At 38.4% G+C, this 25,727-nt stretch carries 18 protein-coding genes and 5 pseudogenes; 14 read left to right on the top strand and 9 right to left on the bottom strand.

Annotation, left to right across the window (positions count from 1 at the left end; translation table 11 throughout):
- The first annotated feature begins 516 nt into the window (after positions 1 to 516).
- A complete protein-coding gene (locus AC4CU0_RS15640; RefSeq protein WP_111885195.1) occupies positions 517 to 957 on the top strand; it encodes a hypothetical protein in 441 nt (146 codons plus the stop codon).
- Positions 958 to 1,187: 230 nt separating this feature from the next.
- On the opposite strand, the gene AC4CU0_RS15635 is transcribed toward AC4CU0_RS15640, so the two are convergent.
- A complete protein-coding gene (locus AC4CU0_RS15635; protein ID WP_180035906.1) occupies positions 1,188 to 2,180 on the bottom strand; it encodes a TauD/TfdA family dioxygenase in 993 nt (330 codons plus the stop codon).
- A 102-nt stretch (positions 2,181 to 2,282) separates the two neighbouring features.
- Positions 2,283 to 3,557, bottom strand: a complete 1,275-nt coding sequence (locus tag AC4CU0_RS15630) for a flavin-containing monooxygenase (RefSeq protein ID WP_111885194.1) — start codon at positions 3,555 to 3,557, stop codon at positions 2,283 to 2,285.
- Positions 3,558 to 3,857: 300 nt separating this feature from the next.
- On the opposite strand from AC4CU0_RS15630, the gene AC4CU0_RS15625 reads away from it, so the two are divergent.
- A complete protein-coding gene (locus AC4CU0_RS15625) occupies positions 3,858 to 4,973 on the top strand; it encodes an S-(hydroxymethyl)glutathione dehydrogenase/class III alcohol dehydrogenase (protein WP_111885193.1) in 1,116 nt (371 codons plus the stop codon).
- Between the two features lie 32 nt (positions 4,974 to 5,005).
- Here AC4CU0_RS15625 and AC4CU0_RS15620 read toward each other — a convergent pair whose 3' ends face one another.
- The 4 genes and pseudogenes from AC4CU0_RS15620 to AC4CU0_RS15605 form a co-directional block, all read right to left on the bottom strand.
- Positions 5,006 to 5,461 carry a GFA family protein gene (locus AC4CU0_RS15620; protein WP_130074958.1) on the bottom strand — a complete coding sequence of 152 codons (456 nt, stop codon included), beginning with the start codon at positions 5,459 to 5,461 and terminating at the stop codon, positions 5,006 to 5,008.
- A gap of 138 nt (positions 5,462 to 5,599) precedes the next feature.
- Positions 5,600 to 6,391: a phytanoyl-CoA dioxygenase family protein gene (locus tag AC4CU0_RS15615; protein ID WP_111885191.1), complete on the bottom strand. Its 792-nt coding sequence runs from the start codon at positions 6,389 to 6,391 to the stop codon at positions 5,600 to 5,602.
- Positions 6,392 to 6,714: 323 nt separating this feature from the next.
- On the bottom strand, positions 6,715 to 7,407 hold the full coding sequence (locus AC4CU0_RS15610) for a 3-oxoacid CoA-transferase subunit B (RefSeq protein ID WP_490747099.1): 693 nt from the start codon (positions 7,405 to 7,407) through the stop codon (positions 6,715 to 6,717).
- A gap of 3 nt (positions 7,408 to 7,410) precedes the next feature.
- Positions 7,411 to 7,763, bottom strand: a pseudogene (locus AC4CU0_RS15605) (CoA transferase subunit A); the annotation flags it as partial.
- Positions 7,764 to 8,011: 248 nt separating this feature from the next.
- On the opposite strand from AC4CU0_RS15605, the gene AC4CU0_RS15600 reads away from it, so the two are divergent.
- Complete coding sequence (locus tag AC4CU0_RS15600; protein WP_180102702.1) at positions 8,012 to 9,223, top strand: tyrosine-type recombinase/integrase; 1,212 nt, start codon at positions 8,012 to 8,014, stop codon at positions 9,221 to 9,223.
- A 15-nt stretch (positions 9,224 to 9,238) separates the two neighbouring features.
- On the opposite strand, the gene AC4CU0_RS15595 is transcribed toward AC4CU0_RS15600, so the two are convergent.
- Positions 9,239 to 9,517: a helix-turn-helix domain-containing protein gene (locus AC4CU0_RS15595; protein ID WP_004871362.1), complete on the bottom strand. Its 279-nt coding sequence runs from the start codon at positions 9,515 to 9,517 to the stop codon at positions 9,239 to 9,241.
- Positions 9,510 to 10,814: a type II toxin-antitoxin system HipA family toxin gene (locus AC4CU0_RS15590; RefSeq protein WP_180109912.1), complete on the bottom strand. Its 1,305-nt coding sequence runs from the start codon at positions 10,812 to 10,814 to the stop codon at positions 9,510 to 9,512. Before AC4CU0_RS15590 ends, AC4CU0_RS15595 begins: the two co-directional genes overlap by 8 nt.
- A gap of 505 nt (positions 10,815 to 11,319) precedes the next feature.
- Here AC4CU0_RS15590 and AC4CU0_RS15585 point away from each other — a divergent pair.
- The 11 genes and pseudogenes from AC4CU0_RS15585 to AC4CU0_RS15535 form a co-directional block, all read left to right on the top strand.
- A pseudogene (locus tag AC4CU0_RS15585) lies at positions 11,320 to 11,590 on the top strand (transposase); the annotation flags it as partial.
- Positions 11,591 to 11,639: 49 nt separating this feature from the next.
- Complete coding sequence (locus AC4CU0_RS15580; protein ID WP_490743528.1) at positions 11,640 to 11,789, top strand: hypothetical protein; 150 nt, start codon at positions 11,640 to 11,642, stop codon at positions 11,787 to 11,789.
- Between the two features lie 230 nt (positions 11,790 to 12,019).
- Positions 12,020 to 15,436: a type VI secretion system Vgr family protein gene (locus tag AC4CU0_RS15575; RefSeq protein WP_490743527.1), complete on the top strand. Its 3,417-nt coding sequence runs from the start codon at positions 12,020 to 12,022 to the stop codon at positions 15,434 to 15,436.
- 65 nt (positions 15,437 to 15,501) lie between these two features.
- Positions 15,502 to 20,394: an RHS repeat-associated core domain-containing protein gene (locus tag AC4CU0_RS15570; RefSeq protein WP_490747098.1), complete on the top strand. Its 4,893-nt coding sequence runs from the start codon at positions 15,502 to 15,504 to the stop codon at positions 20,392 to 20,394.
- A gap of 18 nt (positions 20,395 to 20,412) precedes the next feature.
- Entirely contained in the window at positions 20,413 to 20,691 is a 279-nt protein-coding gene (locus AC4CU0_RS15565; RefSeq protein WP_180036263.1) for a hypothetical protein, read from the top strand.
- Between the two features lie 46 nt (positions 20,692 to 20,737).
- Positions 20,738 to 21,572: pseudogene (locus AC4CU0_RS15560) on the top strand (RHS repeat-associated core domain-containing protein); the annotation flags it as partial.
- A 711-nt stretch (positions 21,573 to 22,283) separates the two neighbouring features.
- Positions 22,284 to 22,550: a hypothetical protein gene (locus AC4CU0_RS15555; protein ID WP_490743525.1), complete on the top strand. Its 267-nt coding sequence runs from the start codon at positions 22,284 to 22,286 to the stop codon at positions 22,548 to 22,550.
- Between the two features lie 350 nt (positions 22,551 to 22,900).
- Entirely contained in the window at positions 22,901 to 23,833 is a 933-nt protein-coding gene (locus AC4CU0_RS15550; RefSeq protein WP_004812228.1) for an IS5-like element ISAha3 family transposase, read from the top strand.
- A gap of 54 nt (positions 23,834 to 23,887) precedes the next feature.
- Positions 23,888 to 24,514 (top strand): annotated as a pseudogene (locus tag AC4CU0_RS15545) (RHS repeat-associated core domain-containing protein); the annotation flags it as partial.
- Complete coding sequence (locus tag AC4CU0_RS15540) at positions 24,506 to 25,030, top strand: tlde1 domain-containing protein (protein WP_490743556.1); 525 nt, start codon at positions 24,506 to 24,508, stop codon at positions 25,028 to 25,030. The pseudogene AC4CU0_RS15545 and the gene AC4CU0_RS15540, both read left to right, overlap by 9 nt.
- Positions 25,030 to 25,491, top strand: a complete 462-nt coding sequence (locus tag AC4CU0_RS15535) for a hypothetical protein (RefSeq protein WP_180036286.1) — start codon at positions 25,030 to 25,032, stop codon at positions 25,489 to 25,491. The genes AC4CU0_RS15540 and AC4CU0_RS15535 overlap by 1 nt, the downstream gene beginning before the upstream one ends.
- 60 nt (positions 25,492 to 25,551) lie before the next feature.
- Here AC4CU0_RS15535 and AC4CU0_RS15530 read toward each other — a convergent pair.
- Positions 25,552 to 25,725 (bottom strand): annotated as a pseudogene (locus AC4CU0_RS15530) (IS5/IS1182 family transposase); the annotation flags it as partial.
- Positions 25,726 to 25,727 lie beyond the last annotated feature (2 nt).

Genomic DNA, 25,727 nt, shown 5'->3' with positions numbered 1-25,727 from the left:
TACGGTGTTTTTATCTGCCTGAAATTTAGTTTTTGCAGTGCTGTTCAGGATACATGTGGAATTGACGTATCAAGTTTGGTGAATTTTGTTTCAATCGCTGAATATTGAGTTCGATGATGAATTACGAACAAGCAGAAATGAGGCAGGAGGTATTTGAAAAGCTTCATATCACGAAGTACGGGATCAGACTTTATCTGAAAATTTGCATTAAATTTTGTTGCGCAAATTAAAATGGTTTCGGGAGAGTTTGCAATATCAATAACTACTTGGATATCGATTACTATTTTATCTGGACACTTTTGTTTGCTTTATCTTTGAATGGGATTACACAAAACTGTGGAATATTGATTAAAATTAGGCTTATAACAGTAAAAACCATGGAAAAAGCACCATTGAGTAGAATAGTGCTCTTTGTATTTGTGTAAGGTTTTGAAATTTATTGATAAAATAAATTGATTTCTTATAACGTGTATTATGTTTATTTTAGGGAAATAACTAATTTGAAAGGGATTTTTAATGGATCTTTATCATAGAAGAGTGCTTTTAATTGGAGGATTTTTACTATTTTTATTATTATTAATTTTTAATATTTTATTTTCTATCTTTGTATCAAAAATGGTAGATAAACAATATGAACAAGGAAACTTTAAAGTCGGAGAAATTTGTTATCTCGGTTATAAGCCTCATTCAAGAAAATCTACAGGAGCATATACCTCGATAGATAGTTATTATTTTTTAGTTGATGGTTTAAAGAGCCAGAACTTCGTTAGACCCTATTTTCCATTTAAAAAGCAATTTCCAAATTTTATAAAAAAAATGGATAGAACAAAATGTTATAAAGCTGAATATTTAGAAGTAAATATTTTCTTCTACAAACAGAGGGGGATATATCAATTAATTGATTTTAATGACTTTATTTTACGGTTTTATGATGAACCCCCTATAACTTCTAAATGAATAATTCTATGAATCGAGCCTTTTATCATCGATTGAACATAATGGCGATTATACGAAATGCGGAAGTTAGAACCAATTTAAATGGGACAAGTTAGATATGATTCACTGCCATTAATTTGTTAGATTTTAGGTCCATCATTAGAAGAATATGCAGAATAGTTTCAAAGCTGTTAACACTAAAATGAAGGAATAAAAAAGAGGCGACCAACGCCTCTTTTCAGTTTTATAAATTAAGCTACCTCGCCTAAACCTTTCGGTATGCCGTTACGACCTGGGAAGTCTTTCGCAAGCTTGCGCGCATTTGGCATTTGCAGCCAGAGGCGTAAAAGTTTGCGGCGCTTATCAGCTTCATCATAATCTTCAAATGAAGTGCGCGAATGCATGACACAGTAGTTATTACAGAACTGAATATCGCCCGGTTCTAACATCATATCGAGCCTTAAGCTTGGATCATGGCTAATTTCATCAAAAATATTCAGGGCATCCATTTGTACTTGGGACAGTGGAACGTTTCTGCGGTCATGGCCTAATTCAATATAATAGCGTAAGTAGCGGCAGGCCAATTTACCGTCAAAATAACTGAAAATCGGACTCAGTGAAGGTTCGGTTTCTCCCAAATGGTCATACCAAGCTGGGTGATAGTAATAGCCTAAGTATTCGGGATATTGTTCTAAAATACGGTTATAAACCGTAGATGAGCTGACAATGCTGCTGAGGCCGCCAGTTTTAGCTTTACGAATTGAGAGCAGACCAACGACATCACTTAAGTCCGCATGGTAGGGCAAATAGCTGTTGGTTTCATAAACACGGGTCATTTTTTTGCTTTTATCACCTATGTTTTCGACATAACCAATGAGGTCGCCGCGTGCATTTTGTGTCACGCTGTTTCCCATGTATAAACCCATCAAATAGTAAATATTGCTCATTTCAAGTTCATTGTATTTTTCTGGGTCTAAACCGCGAATCACAATGAAACCATAGCCGTTTTCCAATTCATTAGAAATATAGGCAATTTCCTTTAAAAAAGCGTCATCCTGAATGACGACATCCGATTTTACAAAATTGGGCGCAGCTAAGTTTTTTGCCGCCAATACTTGCAGGCTGTGGTCAAAAATGCTTAATACATGTGGTGATAAGTGGTAGATCCAATCGGTTTTTTCGGCAATCTCTGCCCCGATCCATGCACACTTATCTGTAATTTTTGATTTTAAAATGGTGGTCATAATATCCTCAATTTTGAAATGGTCAGAGCAAAACTGAACAGAGATTGAATGAAAAATGCACACATAAATGGAGAGAGATTCATGTGTGCATAAAGGTAGAAATTAGGCGGTGTTTTTGAGTAGATTTTTATCGGTTTGGTATTCTTGGTATTTACGTTGAATATCAATGTGTTCAGCGATGTATTTAGCATCATGCCAAACGCCCCAAATAAAGCTTGAACCGCGACCAGTCAAATAGGGCAAACCAAGGAAATAGATCCCGCGCTCATCTGAAATGCCTCGTTTATGTTTCGGTTTTTTTTGCTCATCAAAGGCATTGACTTGCAGCCAGTCAAAGTCATAACTGAAGCCTGAAGCCCAAATGACGCTCGTAATGTTGGCGGCTTGCATATCCAGCTCTAAAATCGGCTGCGTTACGCATTCTGGGTTAGGCAGCAGCTGACGCGCTTGCGGTTCAGCAGGCAGGTCGAGGCCATTGGCACGCACATATTCATCTGCTTGGTCGTAAAAGGCATGCAGCGCAGCATCACCAGATTCAAGGTTTTGTTTCAGGTCAGCTTTGAATTGAATTTTTTGACCGTCAAATGAATCGGTCATGCCCAATAGGGTAATGCCTTGTTTTGCTAAGGCGCGGAAATCAATATTTATACCGCCATGCGCGCCGCTTACGGCTAAACCTTTGAGCGGCCCTTTATCTGTACGCATAAAGTCCCAGCCGCCAAGTACGCCTAGCCACCATACATTGTCACGGTTGCGGTAAGTACGCGGCGGACGTTCATGTTGACCGATAGATAGATAAACTTTTTTACCAGAACGGTTGATTTCATCTGCAATCTGCACACCAGAAGAACCTGAACCAATCACTAAAACAGCACCTTCAGGCAGCTGCTGCGGGTTTTTGTATTGGTCTGAATGGATTTGGTAAAACTCAGGTTTTTGCAGAGCGACGGGAGGAATCACTGCTTTTTGAAATGCGCCTGTTGCTGATACTAAGCGCTGCGTATAAATCGTGCCTTCGGAGGTTTCTACTGTAAACCCAAGGCGCTGATCGGTTTTATAAACTTTGAATACTTCAACACCGGTATGAATCGGCAAGTTAAACTTTTCTGCATAGTTTTGGAAATAGTCTGCGACTTGGTCATGATGAATAAAGCTGTCAGGGTCTGCGTCAAATTCCATATTTGGAAAGCGGTCATGCCAGCAAGGGCCATTTGCGACTAATGAATCCCAGCGGCGTGTACGCCAAGCTTCAGCAATACGGTTTTTTTCCAAAACGACGTGAGAAATGCCTAGCGCATTTAAATGCTCACTCATCGCAATTCCTGCTTGGCCTGCACCCACTACAACCGTATCCACAGTCAAATTATTTAATTTCATATTATTCATCCTTCCTACATGCACGCTGGTGTAAGTACGCTGTATTTAGCCCAGTGCTGAAACTTTTTCCGTTTCATACCTAGACATCTGTTTCGATGAATTGACTATAGATAGTGGTAAAGAAAAGAGAAAATCATATAAGCAAAACAAGTGCATCAAAAAAACCGAATTGCTTGCACAGCGTGATTTTCATATAAAAGTCACAAGAAATTTAAGTTTGTAATTTTGATTTATTGTTCAAAAAAAGCAGTTTTAAAACATTGGTTGGGCAGTAAATCATTCGGTAAAGAAGGGTACAAAATGAAATCACGCGCAGCTGTCGCATTTGGTCCAGGCCAGTCACTGAAAATTGTAGAACTGGATGTTGCTCCGCCGCAGGCAGGAGAAGTCTTGGTTAAAATTACCCATACTGGTGTTTGCCATACCGATGCTTTTACGCTGTCAGGTTCAGATCCTGAAGGTATTTTCCCTGCGGTGCTGGGGCATGAGGGTGCGGGCATTGTGGTTGAAGTCGGTGAGGGCGTGACCAGTGTAAAACCCGGTGATCACGTCATTCCATTGTATACAGCAGAATGCGGCGAGTGCTTGTTCTGTAAATCAGGTAAAACCAACCTATGCGTGTCGGTACGTGCAACGCAGGGCAAAGGCGTGATGCCGGACGGTACAACGCGTTTTTCATATAATGGCGAACCTATATACCATTATATGGGCTGTTCAACCTTTTCTGAATATACGGTTGTGGCCGAAGTTTCACTGGCAAAAATCAATCCTGAAGCGAATCCTGAACACGTTTGTCTGCTTGGCTGTGGAGTAACAACAGGTATTGGCGCAGTGCATAACACCGCGAAAGTGCAAGAAGGAGACACAGTTGCTGTATTTGGTTTAGGCGGTATTGGTCTGGCAGTCGTGCAAGGTGCACGCCAAGCCAAAGCAGGCCGTATTATTGTGGTGGATACCAACCCTGAAAAGTTCAAGCTTGCAGAAGAGTTTGGCGCAACAGACTTTTTAAATCCTAAAGACTATGAACAGCCGATTCAGCAGGTGATTGTGGAAATGACAGGCTGGGGGGTGGATCATTCCTTTGAATGCATCGGCAATACCCATGTCATGCGTTCGGCGCTTGAGTCTGCACATCGTGGCTGGGGACAGTCTGTGATTATTGGTGTCGCAGGTGCAGGGCAGGAAATTTCAACACGCCCATTCCAGCTGGTGACGGGACGTACGTGGAAAGGTACAGCCTTTGGCGGGGTAAAAGGCCGCAGTCAGCTGCCAGGCATGGTAGAAGATGCGATGAAAGGAGAGATTCGGCTCGAACCATTTGTCACGCACACTATGAGCTTAGAACAAATTAATGAAGCTTTTGATTTGATGCACGAAGGAAAATCGATTCGTACCGTAATTCATTTTAGTGAATAAAGCTTCAGTCCAACCTAAAAGCCCTGAATGATTCAGGGCTTTTTTGATTGTGGATTCAACTGTCTTTTAAAAAATGCATTGAGTTCACTCATTTTCGGCAAGTGATCAAAGCTTTGATCTGCTTCAGAGGGTATTTGCCATGCAGTTTTAGAACTGAGGCAAAAGTTTAAGCGGGTTGATATGGCAGGGCTTTGAGCTAATAGGCCGAGTGGAATCCAGATCCAATCGGTATTGCGTACAGTATTTGGAAGTGGAGAGCGGCAGTGAGAACAAAAGTAAGAAGTAAAACCTGAAGCTTTATAATAGCTTTGAATCTGTTCTTGGCCTTGGCGCCATTGAAAAGCGCTGCAGTGGATAAGTGATGCGGCATTTGCACCCGTACCGCTTTGTTTACGGCATAAACTGCAATGGCAATGATAAATGGTATGGATGTCTTGCAGTACCTGAAATTGGACATCGCCGCATAGGCAGCTGCCGTTATAGCTCATGTTTTTGCTGATCTTGTTATATATGAGATTTATTTTTAAGTTTTTTACACATTTTTCGCAAGTTCATAAGCGCATAAAAAAACCAATGCTGAAAATGGGTCAGCATTGGTATCAGGAGGGAACTTTAAAAATTAATGGTCAAGCCACGAACGGAAATTCATCCTCAGGCAGGGCATCGCCCGTCTGTAATTTGTCGATCAAATGCGGATATTGTGGAGAGGTTTTTCCGCCTCGATCGACATAAACGGCATCATCGCCTAACCAGCGGAAAGAGACCGCACGGCGTGCATGCTGTTTCGAGCTATTGCCTGGTGCGCCGTGTATAGTCCGAAAGTCAAAGGCAATCGCATCACCGGGTTCCAGTTCCCAGCCGAGAATGCTGTAGTCCTCACGGTGAGCGTCAATATCTGGCAGCATCTCTTCTTTAGCGCCTTCATGTTCATAATATTCGCCATTAAAGCCCTGAGCTTTAAAGTGTTTACCCCAGAGATGTGAACCCGCCACAAACTCAATACTGGACTCGCGTGAAATCGGATCAAGCGGAATCCATAAGCTTAAGGTTTGCTTTGCATTTACAGGGTAATAAGGCGCGTCATGATGCCAAGGTGTCACTTTTGCTGAGCCAGTACCTTTTACCAAAACATGCTCATGAAACATACGTACCGCTTGCGCATTCATAATGTTTTTTACAATATCGGCCGCGGGGCTCTTACGAATAAATTGGTCAAAAGCCTCAATTCTCTGCCAATTGCAGTAGTCCGCCCAAAAGCGGCCCTCTGTTTGCCCCGGCGTATAGTCACGAAACCATTGACCTGGGTTTTGTTCATTGACGGCAACGCCTTGTTCCAAAACATCTATCCAATCTTTAAAAAGACCGCGCAGAATCACTACGCCATCTCGTGCAAATATTTGCTGCTCTTCTTTGAACATGAACGGCTCCTGAGAAGTAAATACCTATATGCCTATCATCAAAACTTGGGGGAATGATGATGGAAAAAATATAAGCTTTTGCCTGAGCAGACGAAATTCATCTTTTTCAAATGAGAGATTTGTTTTTTTGGAATTACGTTGTAGACAACTTGTATCTCACTTTAATTAATCTTTTGTTGATATTCTCAATTTTTCCAGAACATTGACATCGTAGAGGTCTCCAGTTCGAGTCTGGATATACCTACCAAGATTTGTTGTTAAGTCAACACATTAAAGCCCACTGTAAAAGTGGACTTTTTTATTGCAAAAAAATATTTATAGAATTAAGCAACTTTTATATTTTTTGTCATTAACTCTACACCCGTCGCTTTCTGAATGTGTTCCAAACTTACATCTTTAGCAAGCTCAACAAGCTCAACAAGCTCAACAAGCTCAACAAGCTCAACAAGCTCAACAAGCTCAACTCTAGCAGGGGTAATATCTAAAACTCCAAGGTCTGTGATCACTCTGTTGACCACACCTTTACCGGTTAATGGAAGCGTACACTGTTTTAAAATTTTGGGATTGCCATCTTTTGCTGAGTGCTCCATGAGAACAACAATTTTTTGTACACCTGCAACCAAATCCATTGCACCGCCCATACCTTTGACTTTTTTACCCGGGATCATCCAGTTGGCTAAGTCACCGCTTTCTGAAACTTCCATCGCTCCTAAAATTGCCACATTGATATGACCGCCGCGAATCATAGCAAAGGATTCAGAACTGGAAAAAAAGGCAGCACCTGAACGTGCCGTCACCGTTTGTTTTCCAGCATTAATTAAATCTGCATCAACGGTTTTTTGCGTTGGAAACTCACCAATACCCAATAAGCCATTTTCAGATTGAAGCCAGACATTCATATCATTAGGAATATAATTTGCAACCAGCGTTGGAAGGCCAATTCCTAAATTTACATAGAAACCATCTTCAAGCTCTTGTACTGCGCGCTGCGCCATTTCATTACGTGTCCAAGCCATGATTTAAGCCTCCACTTTTAGGGTCATTTGTTCAATGCGTTTATTGGGCGCAGTATTGAGTACCAAGCGGTTGACATAGATGCCGGGTAAATGGATATCATCTGGATCTAGCTCACCAATTTCGACAATCTGCTCAACTTCAACCACCGTCATTTTGCCGGCCATTGCACATTCGGAATTAAAGTTTCTCGCAGTTTTCTAAAGATTAAATTGCCAGCTTTATCTGCTTTATAGGCTTTAACCAAGGCAATATCTGTGGTGATGGTCTGTTCTAAAATATAGTCTTTACCGCCAAAGTTACGGACTTCTTTACCTTCCGCAATTAAAGTACCGACACCCGTTTGAGTAAAAAAGGCTTGGTTGCGAGGTCTTTAAAACAAACCCATTGCAGAGTAATGATTAACTATTACTAATTCTTGTTGCTTAATACAGATTTTAACAGTGGTTACTTTTTTGGTTAACTCAACTTATAAACTCAGAATAATATTCATAAAAAACATATATATAAATTCTTATGTGATGCGTAATATACGCATCACATAATAATGCTTATTTTTGATATAATTAAGATAATGGGGATCATTATGCTGGTTTATAAAAATTTATGAGTCTTACGGAAACACAAGTACGAAAGTCATATCCAAAAGAAAAAATTTACTTTTTAGCTGATGATGATGGTTTAAGCTTAAAAGTCGATCCTAATGGAAAAAAGTCTTGGAGTTATCGATATTCAGTTGCAGAAACGGGTAAAAGACCACGAGTCACTCTAGGTACATATCCTGAGATGAATCTCAAAGAGGCTAGAGTGGCCAGAGACTCCTATAAGGCAACTAAATTTTCTACACAAAATTTAGTTCAGGAGAAAATTCAAACTTTTAAAGTTGTTTGTGAAGAATGGTTAGAGTTTAAAACAAATAATTCATTTAAAGATCAACCACGTGGTGGTGTAATCCAATTGGCGAATGCATGTTTAATAAATGACATTTATCCCGTTATTGGTGATATAGATTTTAGTAAAATTAAAAGAACTGATTTAGTTAAGGTAATTAAGCAGATTGAAAATAGGGGAGTTAAGGAACCTGTAAAAAAAGCGTATAGCTATTTAAATCAAATCTATGATTTTGCAGTTGCAATGGGATACTGTGATTATAATCAAGCTTATGGTCTAAATAAAATATTATTGAAAGGGAAATTAAAGAAAAATTATCCCTATTTAAAAGATGAAGAAATTTCTAATTTTATTCTTAGAATAACTCAACTAAATACAGATCCGATTATAAAAAAAGCAATCCTATTTAAATTATATACTGGAGTCAGGGGGGCAGAGTTATTGTCTGCAGAACCTCATCATTTTGATTTTGATAATAATCTTTGGAAAATACCTGCTTTACATATCAAGCAATATCGTCGAAAAGTGATAGCAGGTTATGATATTCCTGATTTTTTAGTTCCATTATCATCGCAAGCGGTGAGCATTGTTAGATCTGCACTAGAGTGGTCACAAGGCGATCGTTATGTTTTTGCCAGCCCAAAAATTAAAGATAAGCCATTGCATTTTAACACAATAAATTCAGCCATTCGTAAGATGGGATACAAAAAAAATGAGCTATCCTCACACGGTTTAAGATCAACATTCAGTACTATTTTAAATGATTCTGGCTTATTTCAAGATAGTTGGATTGAGGCTCAGCTTTCACATGTAGATAAGAATAAAACACGTGCTAGTTATAACCATGCAGATTATATTCAACAAAGAGCTGATATGATGCAGTGGTGGGGTGACTATTTAGAAAATAAATCAAAATCTAGTTTATAGGTAATTTAAATTAAACTATTTTGATTTAATAATAAATTTTAAACCAAATGCATTTAACAACTTATTTATAGAATCTAATGTTGGATTACTATCAGGTTGCTCCATTTTCTGTAAAGTCTGTGGTGCAATTTTAGTAATTTTACTCATTTCATTTAATGTTAAATGTAGTTCTTTTCTAATGTATGATGCAATCTGGTAAATTTGCCACTCAGGATTGTTATTTATATTTTCTAAGACTTGTAAGCGTTTATTCATTTGCTCGATTGCCGTCATAGGCTTATAACGTTTATCCATTAGAAAGCTCCTGAATCTGTTGGCATATATTCAATATACGATGATGACTATTTTGTAGAATCTCATCATCTATATTTATTTTTTTCATTTCATCGAGCAAATTTTCATACAGTGGCAATTGTTGAATTATTGTATGTTTAATTTCAGTTGAATCTATTCCTGTACATTCTTCTATTTGCGTTATGACAGATCCCCATATAGGCATTCCTCCATGGTCATCTTTTTCCCAACGTGTAGTACGTGCAATTCCGTCAGGATGAAGCCACATTGGTGCAAAATCGAAGAGGGGTGTTAATTGAATTGTACCGTCATTTAAACGTTGAATTGCGGTATTACGGGTATGATTATCTTTATTTCCTAATGCAACATTAGTAATATCTCGTTTCAAATATTCAAAAATTTCAGCTTTTGGTGATGAGCAACATTCCATGATCAATGTACAGATTTGATTATGTGTCATTTTAACGCCGAAGCCAGCTTTACCACTTAAAGAGGCTAGGCTTTCTTGTGCAACTCTTTCGACTTTACCATTGATAATTTGGCGATCAAAACGTGGAATAAATAGCGTTCTCTGGTGAAGTTCCAAGTCCTTGAACACTCTTAGACCTAAATACCGAGCTATTTTCATGTAAATTGCTTCATGTAACAGTATTTTTTCCAGTTTTTGATCATTTCCACGACTAAATTTAACTAGCCAATGCTTTGCTGCTAGTTCATCTGGAAGACTGTGATCTAAATAAAACAGACCATCATATCCTTGTGTTAGTAATAGTTTAGGCCATTCACCTTGAACACCTGAAGAACCAGCAACAAATAAGCCATATGATGCAAGTGACTCAATGAAATCTTCTTTCCTTTCAATTATTTCGCTTAGGCTAAATCCACGAGGTTTCACTGTCGGAAAATGATCTTGAAGCCAGTCATAAGCTTCTTTAATTCGTAGATTACCAATAGGATTACCTGCCCCAGATTTCAGTAGGGGCCAATCAGCTTGTTCTTCTGCATTAATTGAAAAACCCAGCTGATTTAAAAGCTCCTTTCGCCCATAACCTTGAGGTAGCAAGTCCATGAGAAATGCTGGCCATTGGTTTTCTAAGTTGTTTTGTACATTGACTGGAAATTGGAATGATAGAGCATGACCATCCCTTAAATCCATATGTTCAATAGCATATTCAAATAAGTATGACGTTCGTGTAGATGCTCTCCAGCCTTGCTCTTGATTAGCAATTAATTCAACGATAGCGCAATCTTGCCATTCGTTATTTTGAAAAATTTGAAGTGTGCAATATTGATTCATATATGTATTAAAATAAAATATTAGTTTCTATTTTGGCTATATTTATTTATTATAGTAGATATATATTAAATTTCCTACTCTGATTTAAAATCATTTAATTTGCACTATAAGCAATCATTTTAAACGTCATAACTTGTCGTATTGCTAAATTACTAACTTCTTTATGCAATTTTTTTGATTAAATATTCAAAAGGAGAAAATAAATGGAATAACTTAATCCATCTGATCTAAAAGCGATTCTACATTCAAAAAGAGCAATTCTGTATTATTTAGAACATACCCGTGTCATGCAGGAAGATGGGCGTGTCTTATATCTGACTGAAGCTAAGAAAAGTTAGACAAATTGTTGTACAACAAGATAAATCTGTTGATGACGCACTGGACATAGCATTTAAAGAAATATATTAAACTTATTAAACCTAACTTAATCTAATTGGACTTTGTTGCACAAACCTACCTCTAAGGGCTTATTCAGTAATATAATACTCATAAGCTCACACCAAAAATCTATCGTACAACCAATTGTCCACCTACAATAAAGCCTTGATCAATCGAGGAAATATATCAATTTGGTTTGATTCAGCGACCCAATGGTTGCTCCGTCCATTGATAAACACGGGTGAAATCAAACCTATTCTGATGCAGCAATCCAATGCTGCTTAATGATTAAATTCCTATTTCGTCTGTCTTTACGCATGGTCACTGGCTCTGTTCAAAGCCTGATTAAACTATGCGGTCTAGATTGGACAGCACCAGATTACACTACACTTTGTAGAAACCTGAGTTCGATGAAATCCACTTAGCCTTTTAACATATTTTGGAAAGTTGGCTTATCTATATATTCATGGCATGGGCGTAGAGCGTGATCTTAAAATTGCACAGCAATATTTGGAAAAAGCGGCCTTGCAAGGCTATGTCGAAGCACAAGAACAATTGGAGAATATTCACGCATTTTTAAATACCAATAAATCGTGATGCAAAGCAGTAAGGTGGTATGAAGAGACCTGAAGTTTAGTTTGATGGTCTCTATATTTTTTTAATGCAGAAATAAATAGAGTAAAAATAACATAAAGAATTAATGTGGAAATTTGAATTTTTACTTACATAAAACCCAACAAAGCAGGCAGTTTATGCCTAGAAAAATATGAGTTTTTTTGATTAAATACCCCGCATATTTTATAAAAATCTGATTTTAGATAATAACGATGCTGAACAATATTTATTCTGCACTTGAGAAATTGGGCATTAGTCCACAAAAACGTGCCTTGCATATTCAATTTTCCAATACCACGCTGAATGAACAAGTATTCTTGCAACGTATTGATGGGGAACATGCCTTAAGTGAAGGTTTGAATGTTCAGCTCATCTGTCTCTCAACTTCTGCCACCTTAGAACTCAAACAATTTATTGGTACACAAGTCGCAATCGATCAGGTAACCGATGCGGGTCAACTTTTTCGTATTACCGGGATCATTACAGAAGCATTTCAAGGCCAAAGTGATGGTGCATTAACGCTATATAAGTTGACCTTAGAAGATGCAACGGCATTATGGCATAAGCGTCGTAATAGCCGTGTGTTTATGAATAAATCGGTCAAAGATGTGGTCGAGATTATTTTTAAGGAATGGCAAAAAAAGAGCCCACTTTTTGCAGCGAGTTTAAGTTTGGACTTAAGTGGCTTAAAAAAAGAGTATGACGTCCGGCCATTCATGATGCAAAGTAATGAAACTGACTATGATTTTATTACTCGCTTACTACGCAGTGAAGGCATTCATTGGTTGGTTGATGAAGCTCAATCTTTTGTAACATCGTCTGTGACACCCATAGCAGCTCAAAAGCTACGTTTGATTGATGAAAATAGCCAATATCAAGCTTTGGAGCGACGTAATATCCGTTTTCATCGCAGTAGTGCGACTGAAAAAAATGACAGTATGACCAGTTTTATCGGTCAGCGCAGTCTGCAACCGACGTCGGTACATGTGCAGCGGTGGCAAGCGGATGTGCTTGAACAGGACGAGGGTGGTGGTGCAGTACAAAGCAAGCACCTACATAGTCAAAATCAAGATAATGCGAGCTTAAGCTTAGAGCAGGCATGGCATGTGAGCCCTGCATGGATGCAAGATCTGAATGGTGAAGATGCTGCAACTGCCTCTAATAGTGCTCAAGTTGAACGTCTCAATCAAAATTTTAGTGATTATTATGCAGCTCAAGCCAAACAATTTATTGCTAAAAGTACCGTGCGTGATACACAAGTTGGTTATTGGTTCAAATTGGATGAGCATCCAGAGATTGACCAGCATCGTGGTGCTGATCAAGAGTTTTTGATTTTATCCAAGTCTTTTTATAACCAAAATAATTTACCCAAAGACTTAACCGATCAAGTTACACAACTGATCCATCAAAGTCAGTGGCAAGTCAAACAAAGCGATGCGGATGAACGCCAAGCCAATACCTTGACTTTGCAACGTCGAAATATTACGACCGTCCCTGAATTTAATCCACTTACACATCGACCAGTAACACATCCACAGCGTGCTAAAGTTGTGGGGCCTGCCGGTGAAGAAATCCATGTTGATGAATGGGGGCGGATAAAAGTCCGTTTTCTGTTTACCCGTTCTGATGATCATGGCCATGATGGTGGTGCAGGTGCGAACAATAATGACACAGACTCGGCTTGGGTTGATGTGTTGACCCCTTGGGCTGGCGAAGGTTATGGCGCACGCTTCTTACCTCGAATTGGTGAAATAGTCGTCGTTGATTTCTTTGATGGCAACATTGACCGACCTTTTGTCGTGGGTCGTATTCATGAAGCGCAGCGTAGTCCCACTAAATTTGACAATAAAGGACAATTACCAGATACCAAAAAACTCGCGGGAATTCGTTCTAAAGAAGTGGCGGGAGAGGGATTTGGTCAATTACGCTTTGATGACACCACGGGACAAATTAGTACGCAGTTGCAAAGTAGCCATGGTGCAACACAACTGAATTTAGGTCATTTAAGTCATCCTAAAGAAAAGGTTGAGAGTGAAAGTCGGGGTGAAGGTTTTGAGCTGCGGACCGATCAATGGGGGGCAGTACGAGCTGGACAAGGTTTATTGGTGTCGACTTATAAACAGGAAAAGGCCAATGGTGAACATTTAGATGCAGAGATTGCAAGAACACAGCTGGAGACGAGTCATAGTAATAGTAAGTCTTTAAGTGATATTGCAAAGCAACAAAAAACAGATGAAATTGAATCTGTTGAACAGCTCAAAGCTTTTGCCAGTGAAATAGAAAAAGATATCGCTAAATTTAAAAAAGCCATTCTTTTACTTAACTCAGTGGATGGTATTGCACTTAGTACACCAGAGGATATTCATTTATCTGCAACAGGTATGATTAATCAGATTGCCGGTGATAGCATTAACCTGAGTACGCAAAAAAATATTGTGGGACAAGCTTTAGGTAAGGTTAGCTTATTTGCAGCTCAAGGTGGTATTAAAGCAATAGCAGCGCAAAGTAAAGTCGAAATTCAGGCACAGTCTGATGCTTTGGATATTTTGGCAAAAAAAGGAATTACGATTTCTTCTACTGAAGACAAAATAGAGATTAGCAGTCCTAAAGAGATTGTGATCACAGGAGCTTCTTCCCAAATTACTTTAAATGGCTCGGGAATTCTTGCTAAGACAGGCGGTAAATTTGAAGTAAATGCAGGGCAGCATCTATTTAAACCTGCATCGAGTGCAAGCAAGTCTACACAACTTCCTGCTTCAAACCCTTTGAAAGGTGCCTTAGAACTTCTTAAAAGTTATGGGGGGCAAGATTTCTTTAGTGGCACCGGTTTTAAAGTGATTGATGCTTTAGGTAAACAAGTTTCAGGGAAACTCGATGGCAATGGCTTTGCACAAGTTACAGGCATTGCACCGGGACCCGCGAAAGTGGAGTTTGATAAAGATCCACGCAGTGCGTGGGATCAGTCTAGTCACTTTAATCGCAACTATGATTGGGCGGAAAAAGTGGTACCAGGCGCTTCGGACTTTTTACAAAATACATTGGGTTCGTTGGGGCAAAATTTAACATCACAGTTAAAAGATAATCTCTTTAATTTAAATGCCGATTCTTTAAAAAATATCGGAAAAAATGCATTAAAAGATCTAGGTGGACAGGCATTAAATCAATTTAAAGACCAAGTCACCAATTCCGCACTATCTGCAATTTCATCGAAACTCAACTTGGGACTTTCTGCTTCACAAATGGCAAGTTTGGGTCAGGGTGCACAAGGCTTATCCAGCGTATTAGGTGGAAGTGGAATGAGTAACGGCATCGTTTCTGGGTCAACTGCTGCCGCAGTTCAGAACTCACAAGCAACCATTGATAAGGATATAGTGGGCCGTAAAATTTCTTATTCCACACGCGCATTGACTTATACGGAAACCATTCGAGAAGGCTCTGCAACGCCTACGAATGTGACAGCTGCACCAGTCGCAGTGCCTAAAGTGCCTGAAATAAAAGTAGCGGAAGCTGCACCAGAAAAAGCGATACCTGTCCTTGCTAGTGATGATGATTGGGTGGACCGGAAACAATATTCAAGTCCTTACCTCACTTACAGTGAAACCACACGACCGAAAAAGAACAATGGTTAGTACTTCATAAGAGCGACAGCAAAACACAATTTTAAATATTTAGAATTTGAGTAATAGGTTTTTACATGACAACTGAGCAAAATGTTCAACAAGAACAACAGACAACAAGTAAGCCAGCAGTTGAACTGGCGATTTTTAACTTAGAGAGTGTGACGCATACAGAAGATCATAAGTTTATTGCACATCAAATTCAGGATTATTTAAAAGCGTGTGGTAATACAAGTTTAGAGCAGTTAAAAGCCAAAGCAAATGTCCCTACTGTAGCCAATATTTTTGCACTTTCAGGTGCAGTGTTGGACTTACTATTATTTGCAACCGATCCAGAACAAGGTGATGCCGCTGTACAAAAAATAGCAGTGCTGAGTATGAACCTAATAGGTTTGTATTTAGAACCTAAAGCTGAAGCGCATGTGCGTATGGCATTGCGTCCTTTGTTGGGGCTAATGGCTGAAAAGCTCTATCCAGAAAATGGCAAAATTCAAGAGGCCGATCTTCGCCGTATGTCTTTGCATCTGAATGCACAGATTGCAGGGGATTTAGAAAAGTTTCTGACTGAAACACAGGCCAAACTTCCCGCATTATTAAGTGGCGCAACAACTTTAGGCACGTCTATTCTAAATACTTTTGCAGCGCCGATTCAGTCAGGACTGGTTTCACCCACTATTAGTTTTGGTGCAACTGCGGAAAAGCGTGATCCGACAGAACAATTTAGCAATTGGGCAAAACCGCTGATTGATTTAAGTAAAACTAGCGCACTTGCCAATATGCTGCCTAAAATAAGGAAAGAACAAACAGGCACGCTGCTACAAACTCAAGCAACTCAGGCATTGAGTTCATTTCCAAATGAAATTCAACGTCAAGCTAACGCAGGTCTAAAATACAGTTTGGCATGGCTAATTCAAGAAACCTTAAAAGCCATTAAAACTCAAGGTAACAAAGCCAATGCCAGTGTGCCGATTAATCAAACTGGCGAGCATGAGCAACATACAACAGGAGATACTTTAGAGTTTTTAGCTTTACAGGCTGACGCATTGAATGATTCGACTTGTTCGATTCCAAATGAGGATGCTACACCTAGTGATTCAGCAACTGATAACAGTATTAGTTATGCTATAGGTGCTGAACGGGTCAATCACACCGATTTTAATTTACCTAAAGTGGGTTTTAGCTTTAGCCGTCAATATAATTCGCAAATGCATGAGTTTGATGGCAGCATGATAGGCGCTCGTTGGATGATGTCTTTTTCGAATGTCATCATCCAAAATAGAAACGGCTATTTGTTTATTGATAGTAATGGGCGCAAGCATCAGCTACCAGATTCAATTACCTATGAAGCATACACGGTGCCTTATGAAGGCTTTAGGGTAGAACCTTTAGAAAATGAAGATTTGCTACTAAACTTTGGTTCAGCGTGGAGTTTCCATTTTCACAGCTTTAATGGCGGAAAACACTATCAGTTGATTCAGCAATTCAATGAAGAAACAGATGAAAAAGTTGCTTTAAGTTATTTACTATTTGAACAGCAGGCTTATCTGCAAAGTATTGATTTTCAATTGAAGAAAGCTAAACACCAGCTCAAGTTTGCCTTTAATGATCAAGTAAAAGTTATCGCTGCTTTTGTGGATGAACAGGCAGAGCCAGTGTCACGTTATGAATATGATACGCAAGGCAATTTAATTAAGGCTGTAGATCAAAATGGCCACGTGCGCAGCTATGAATATAATGATGCGCATCAGCTGACCCGTTATACCGACCGTACAGGGCGTGGGCATAATATTCGCTATGAATCCAAAGAAGCAAATGCCAAAGCCATAGCGGAATGGGCAGATGACGGCAGCTTTAAGACCCGTTTGGAGTGGCATCCACGACTGCGCCAAGTTGCTGTATATGATGCTTATGATGTGCCGACCTATTATTATTTTGACTTAGATGGTTTTACCTATCGGACACGCTTAGCCGATGGCCGTGAAAAATGGCTATCGCGTGACAGTCAAAAACGCATTACCCGTCAAATTGATTTTGCAGGCCTAGAAACCGAACAAGTTTATAACGAGCAAGATCAGCTGATTAAAATTGTACAGCCGAATGGGGGCATCATCCGTTTTGCCTATGATGAAGCAGGAAATTTGACGGAAACTAAAGATCCAGAAGGTCATATTTGGAAAAAAGAATACGATGCAGACGGTAATGTAACGAAGGAAATTAATCCTTTAGGTCATATCACGCAATATAAATACAACAATGATAATCAAGTTGTCGAAATCATTGATGCCAAAGGCGGCGCTAAAAAAATTCAATACAATGATTTGGGGCAAATGACCGCATATAGCGATTGTTCAGGTAAAGAAAGCGCATGGGAATACGATGAAGAAGGCGCACTGACGGCCCAGCAGTCTGCTAATGCGCAGCAGATTAAATATATCTACAGCTCAGAAGGTAAAGACAAAGGTCAGCTTAGAGCAATTGTCTATCCTGATGGTTTAAAAGAACAATTTGAGCATGATGAAGAAGGGCGCTTGCTCAAGCATACGGATACCAAAGGTTTAAGCACGCAGTACCGTTATAATGCTGCGGGTTTGCTCGAACAGCGTATAGATGCGAACCGTCAACAAATTGGCTACCAATGGGATCAGCAAGGCCGTATTCAAAAGCTGATCAATCAAAATCATGCAGAATATTTATTTGAATATAACCGTTATGGTCAATTGGCGCGTGAACAAGCCTTTGATGGCGAAGAAAAGCACTATAGCTACAATGAAAACGGTCAGCTGTTCCAAATCCGTCAGCCGAATGTGTTTACTCAATTTGCATATTTTGCAGATGGCGCAATCGCTTCGAAAACTTATACCCATGTGCAAACACGTGTAAGCCAAATTGAAGAATTTGAATACAACCTGAATAACCAACTGAGCCAAGCCAAAAATGCAGTCAGTCAGATTGATTTCTATCGCAATCCACTCGGTCAATTGGTACGTGAACATCAGCATTACAAGGTGCCAAATTTAAAGCCACTGACTGCAGTACTGCGTTATGAGTATGATGAGTTAGGTAATTTAACAAAAACCATCCGCCCCGATGGACAAGTGCAAACTAATCTCAGCTATGGTTCCGGGCATATCTACGGCATCGCCTTTAACCAACAAGACATGGTGGCGTTCCAGCGCGATGACTTACATCGTGAAACGGCACGGATGTTGGCAAATGGTCTCATTCAAACCAAAAACTACAATGAAGTTGGATTGCTCAGTTCGCAGATCATCCGACCTGAACAAGAAACGCCAAACCAGTTGCAACAAGTAAAATACCAAGCCGAACGCCATTATCAATATGACAATAACTACTTACTGACTCAAGTGGATGATAATCGCTTAGGAAAATTGAATTACCAATATGATCCAATTGGACGCTTAATCAAAAGCCAAAGCCCACAAAAAACTGAGAACTTTGCCTTTGATCCAGCAGGTAACTTGATTGACCCGATTGCAACACAGTCATCACAAGTGAAAAATAACCTGATCACCCAATATCAAGGCAAACACTATAAATACGATGCACAAGGGAATGTTGTTGAAACGACCCAAGCAGGTAAAACTTTAAAGCTGACATGGGATAACTTAAACCGCCTGATTCAAAGTGACCACAATGGTCAAATCACAAGCTATGGTTATGATGTGTTTGGAAGACGTTTATTTAAGATTAACAAACCAGAATACAGCTTAACTTTATTTGGTTGGGATGGTGATCTGATGATTTGGGAATCGCAACAGTCAAACAAAGATCAAGACAATTCTCAGCATGATAAAAACTACACCAAACATTATGTTTATGAGCCGAATAGCTTTGTACCACTGCTGCAAACAGGTTACGCAGGGTTTATTAAACTAATTGAAACACCCGACTACTCAAAGTTTAAAACAGAACCTTATTCAATCTATAAAGACCCGATATGGAAAAACGAAACGAGAAAGAACAGGGCTGAATTAGAGCGAGTAGCGTTTTATCACTGCAACCAAGTAGGGACGCCACAAACTTTGAGTAACGAGCTGGGCGAATGTATTTGGGAAATCAAACAAAATACATGGGGTAGTGCTTTAGAGATTAATACTAGTGATAATTTATTAGAGCAAACCAATATCCGTTTCCAAGGTCAATATTATGACCATGAAACTGGATTGCATTATAACCGATATCGTTATTATGAGCCACATAGTGCAAGGTATGTGAGTAAAGATCCGATTGGGTTGTTTGGTGGGTTAAATAATTCAATTTATGTGAGCGATCCGAATCAATGGGTCGATTCGATGGGGTTGATGGCACAAGGGGAAAGGGAAAAAGTTGCTGCGAATAATGCGTTAGTTGAAAAGCATGCAGCTGAAAGATTCGCTCAACAAAAAGCTGCTTGGCAAGTTTCAAAAATAAAAGATGCAAGATCCAAACAACAAAATAGACCAAGTACTGGAATATTGGGTGCATTATTGCCAGGAACTATGTCAAGTGTTGCGAAAAATAAGCAAGATGCAAATGTTTTAAGAAATCAGCAAGGAATGAGAAATGTAGGTACAGTTGGAGCTGCCGCCGCTACTTTACCATATGGAGTTACAGTAATTAGTGGCGGTTTTGGAGCAGGTGCAAAGGCACCAATAATGGGTGCTGTTGGTTCTGCTGCAGTAGACGGTGGTTTTCAAACATTTGATAGTGTTAGATGTAAATGCAATGCCTATAATTATAAGCGAACTCTTGGTGTAGCTGGTGTGGGAGCATTAGCAGGAGGAGTTGGCGCAAATCTTGCTAAAGCAAATGGAGTAGAATATGTTACAGCTATGAATTTCTACAAAAATACTACAAATACTATTGGAAAAAGAATATTTTATGGTCAAACAGCAGTAAAATCTATTACAACAAAGCCTATTAAAGAGAATCCGAGTCTAAAGTTAGATGAACCACAGTACAGTAAATAATAAAGGAAGTACTTTTATATGTTCAATATAATTATTGAAATTGTGTTAGGTACATTTATATCTAATCTGAAAGCAGATAATCATCCCTATTTGTTTTGTTTTATAAAGGGGGTTTTACTGGGGTTAACAGGATTTTTTTTAGCCGTTATTTATAATTATTTTAATGATGATTATATAATGCCTTTTAATGATCTAATGTTTTTCTTTTTAATAACTCAAACGATAGGTATTGTAGTTTCAGTAATTTTTCTTATAATTGAATATTTGTTTCCAGATAAAAAAAATGAAGACTTTTAAAATATTTTAGGTGTAGGTGTTTGAAAAATATGTGTATTAAATTTACCAAAAAAATGTGATTGAAACCAGCCAAATAAGCAGAAACCTTAATCGCTTAATCCAAAGTGATCACAATAGTCAAATCACCATTTATGGTTATGATATATTTGGAAGACGAATATCTGAACAAAGTCAAATAGTTAATCAAAATTAAGTGGAACACAGCCTGACATTATTTGGTTGGGATAGTGATTTGACGATTTTCGAGTCGCAACATTACACTCAAAGCAATAATAAAATACAAGAGAACTTACAGCATACAAGTTACACCAAGCATTATTTTTTGAACCAAATAGTTTTACCATTTTTTCAAACAGGCTATGCAGGTTTTATTAAGTAGATTGAAACCTCAGACTATTCACGTTTCCAAACAGAACCTTATTCAATTTTATAAAGACCCGATATGGAAAACCGAAAAGAGAAAAAACAGAGCTGAATTGGAACGGGTGCTTTTTTATCACTGTGACCAAGTCGGTACACCGCAAACATTGAGCAATGAGCTAGGTGAATGTATATGGGAAATTAAGCAGGATGTATGGAGCACAGCTTTAGAAATAAAGGCTTCTCATAATTTACTTGAGCAAACTAATATCCGTTTTCAAGGGCAGTATTACGACCATGAAACAGGCTTGCATTATAACCGTTATCGTTACTATGAGCCGTATAGTGCAAGATATATGAGTAAGGATCCGATTGGGTTGTTTGGGGGGGTAAATAACAGTAGTTATGTAACTGACCCGAATCAGTGGGTGGATCCGATGGGGTTGCAACAAAATGATGATAGAGGATTATTTTGGTTAAGTGATTCAGCTCGAAAATCAAATAATGAAACAATTGAGAAAACTAAGCAGGTTAAACATAACACTAAAACTAATTTAGAGTTATTGGAGTCCGATGCTGCGAAAGGGAGAGTGGCAAGAGCAAATACGCCAACAGTAATTCCAACAACACGTGAAAGCAATGATTTTCCAAACTCTATTCATACTCGAAAAAATAATAGTTCTGCAGGGGGAATTCTTGGAACTTTATTTCCAGGAACTGTGTCACCATTTGCGAAGGATAAAGGTACAGCAAATGTTCTCAAAAATAGACAAGGTATGAGGAATGTAGGGACGGTTGGGGCTACTATTGCTGCTTCACCATATGCAGTTGGTGTAGGGGGAGGAGCATATGCATCTTCAGGTTACTTAACTCAAACTGCAATTAGCAGTGGAGCTAGTGCCGCTGGATTAGATGCAATTTCACAAGGCTATGATAGCTTAGAATGTCAATGCAATATGTTTAATGCAAATCATATATTTTTGACAGGTACGGTTGGTTCTGTCACAGGTGTTTGGGGGGGCGGTATGGCTAAAGCAGCAGGTGTTAAAGAAGTTGGATATTTAAATATTGCGAAACACATAGGTGAAAAAAATTGGCAAGGTATAGCTATTTTTGGTATGGCAGAGGGAATGGGAAAAATTGGTGATTTAGCAATTAATAGTGGTACTGAAAGTCCTAAAGAGAGTGACTTGAAATGAGTTGCATAATAGTTTGAAATTGAGGAAATAAATATGAGTGAAATATTTATAATGGGTATTTTAGGAGCAGCAATTGCAAATTATAAATTTAAGAATGAAACTTATTTAAAAAACTTTTTAAAAGGAATTATTGTTGGTGCAGTTGGTTTTTTAATCAAATTTATACCGAATTATTTTAATCATACAAGTATGGATATGCATAGAAATATTGATGCTTTGCTTTTTTCACTTGGTATTGGTGTTGTTGTAGGGCTTTTTTTTATGCTTTTGTATGGTTTAAGAAAATCTCAAAATATATAAGGTGTACTAGCTCAGACTTGATCTGACAGTTACTCATTTTTAATAGTGACTGTCAGTTTAAATTTGAGCTAAATTTTTCTTAGCCCAATTCGTTTCCCATCAACTAATGTTTAAAGCGGTGTTACTACAGCGTATTTTGTCTTGTTAAGAGCATCTAGTATTATAAATTTGAACCAATCTTTGAAAAAATATAAAAACCTATTGAATTATAAATTTTTCTTAAGATTAATTAGGTAACTTTAATCGCCTGATTCAAAGTGACCACAATGGTCAAATCACAAGTTATGGCTATGATGGGCTTTGTTGCACAAAGCTATTCTTGAAGGCTTCTTCAGTAATATAATTTCCAGATGAAGAAGCCTACACCTAAAATCTATCGTACAACCAATTGGTCCTCGTATAACCAAGCTTTAATCAAGCGAGGAAATATTTCAATCTGGTTTGATCCTAAGACGCAATGGTATGCACAACCACAAGGCAAGCAAGGACGAAATCAAACTTATTCCGATACAGCGATTCAATGCTGTTTAATGATCAAATCTCTATTCCGTCTTTCTTTACGTATGGTTACTGGCTTTGTTCAAAGCCTGATTAAACTCTGTGGCTTGAATTGGACAGCACCAGATTACTCCACCCTTTGTAGACGACAAAAGCATATTGATATTGCGATAAGCTATCAGAAAAGTCATGATGGGTTACACCTACTTGTCGACTCTACGGGTTTAAAGTTTTTAGGTGAAGGCGAATGGAAGCGTAAAAAACATCAGCCTGAATACCGTCGGCAATGGCGTAAACTGCATATTGGTATAGATGCTGAAACACTGCAAATACGTGCCGTTCAGCTTACTACAAATAATGTCAGTGATTCACAAGTACTAGGTGATTTACTGGATCAAATTCCACTAGATGAGCGAATAGATTCTGTCTATACCGATGGCGCGTACGACACGAAGTGCTGCAGAAAAGTGATTTCAGATCGTCAAGCACATGCAGTAATTCCACCCAGAAAGAATGCCAAGCCCTGGAAAGATTCTAAAATAAGTTCAATAGAACGAAATGAGTTACTTCAAACGGTTAAACATTTAGGTAGAACCCTATGGAAAAAATGGTCGGGTTATCACCGTCGTAGTTTGGTGGAAACCAAGATGCATTGCATCAAATTATTAGGTGATAGGCTGACGGCAAGACATTTTCAAAGTCAGGTCAATGAAATTCATGCGCGTGTGGCAGTTCTGAATAGATTTACGGAATTAGGTAGACCTCGCACCCAAGTTGTGTCTTAAATTTGAATGGATTGGGGAGAACTCAGCTTTTGAATGTTTATGCAACAAAGCCGCTATGATGTATTTGGAAGACGTTTGTTTAAGAAAAACCAAACTGCACAAACCCTGACTTTATTTGGCTGGGACGGTGACCTGATGATTTGGGAGTCACAGCAATCTAATAATGCTGATGAAAACTATACTAAGCATTATGTCTATGAAGCAAAGAGTTTTGTACCATTACTCCAAACAGGCTATACAGGCTTTATCAAACTGATTGAGACCCCAGACTATTCAAAATTCCAACGTGAACCTTACTCAATTTATAAAGACCCTGTATGGAAAACAGAAACGAGAAAGAACAAAGCAGAGCTAGAACGCGTTGCTTTTTATCACTGTGACCAAGTGGGAACACCGCAAACCTTAAGTAATGAACGTGGTGAATGTGTCTGGGAGATCGTGCAGGATACGTGGGGCAATACGCAGCAAATCAGAGCCAGTGACAATTTGTTAGAACAAAGTAATATCCGTTTTCAGGGGCAATACTATGATGTTGAGACAGGCTTGCACTATAACCGTTATCGTTATTACGAGCCGTACAGTGGACGTTATGTGAGTAAAGACCCGATTGGGTTGATGGGGGGCTTAAATAATTCAGCTTATGTCAGTGATCCGAATCAGTGGGTGGATCCTATGGGACTAATTGTACATATTGTTTTTAACAAATCGAATGGAACAATTAAAGGTTCTGATTTAGATTCAAAAGAAACAATAGGTATAAATGGCGTTTTCACAGGTGGATATGCAAGTGTAGATCATATGACTCAACAAGTAACTAATTTATCACTAGATGAGTCGCAAGCTATTCCAAGAGGGAGATATTGGATAATCCCACATGAGGGTGAAGGTAAAGAGCATTGGTACAAGCTTTATGCAGTCGATATGCATACAGATGATTTTATTTATGATTTTAATAACAAGAAAATGAGAGGCTATTTTAGACTTCATCCAGGAACTTATAGTACAGGCTGTGTGACTATTCCCTCTTCAATGGGAGCAAAAAATGGAAATGTGAAGTGGGATAAATTATCTAGTTTTATACAAAAAACGAACAAGCATAAAGCGCTTGTTTTTAAAGGAGGGGATTTAGAAAGCAAAAGGAAATTTGGACACAAGCCAGATTTTGTTGACCTTTATGGAATATTGGATGTTGAGTAATGAAAAAATTTTTTATAACTGTTATTTTTTGCTGCACTATTTTATTTATATATTTAATTGGTAGTGGGTATTTTATCGATAAAGAGTGTGAAATTTCTATTGAAAAATTCAAAGTTCAAAGTAAAATATTGAATATTAGTGAAAAATCAATAAAAGTGTTTGAAGATACAGGGTATAATTTTGTATGTGAAGATTCTGATGATTTTATGTATAAAATTAATAGACTACCGTATAAAGTAGATGATGAAACATTTACTGAATTAATAGCAGTGGTTGTAATGAATTTTTATTATAATAGACCTGAATTTTCAATTATTCTTGATAATTTAAGTACAGTGCAAAAGTCAGAAGTTGAAAAAAAAATAGAAGAATTTATGAAAAATAGCACTTATATGAAAACCAAAAGTTTGGAAGATCTAGAGAAACTAAGCTACATAAAAGCTATTTTACAAGGTAATTAGTAAGTAATGACTTTGTTGCACAAAGATTTAAAAAGTAAAACTCCCTTAAGCAACTCAAATTTAAGTGACAACTCGGGTATGTGATCTGCCTAAGTCTGTAAATTTATTTAAAATGGCTATACGGGCATGTACTTCATTGACTTGGCTTTGAAAGTTCTTAGCACTGAGTTTATCGCCTAATAATTTAATGCAGTACATCTTAGTTTCAACCAAACTTCGCCGATGATAGCCAGAGG

The sequence above is a fragment of the Acinetobacter sp. LipI_15 genome (genome assembly GCF_058242865.1).
The sequence above is the reverse complement of the archived record's forward strand: the minus strand, read 5'-3'. Positions and strand labels throughout refer to the sequence as shown.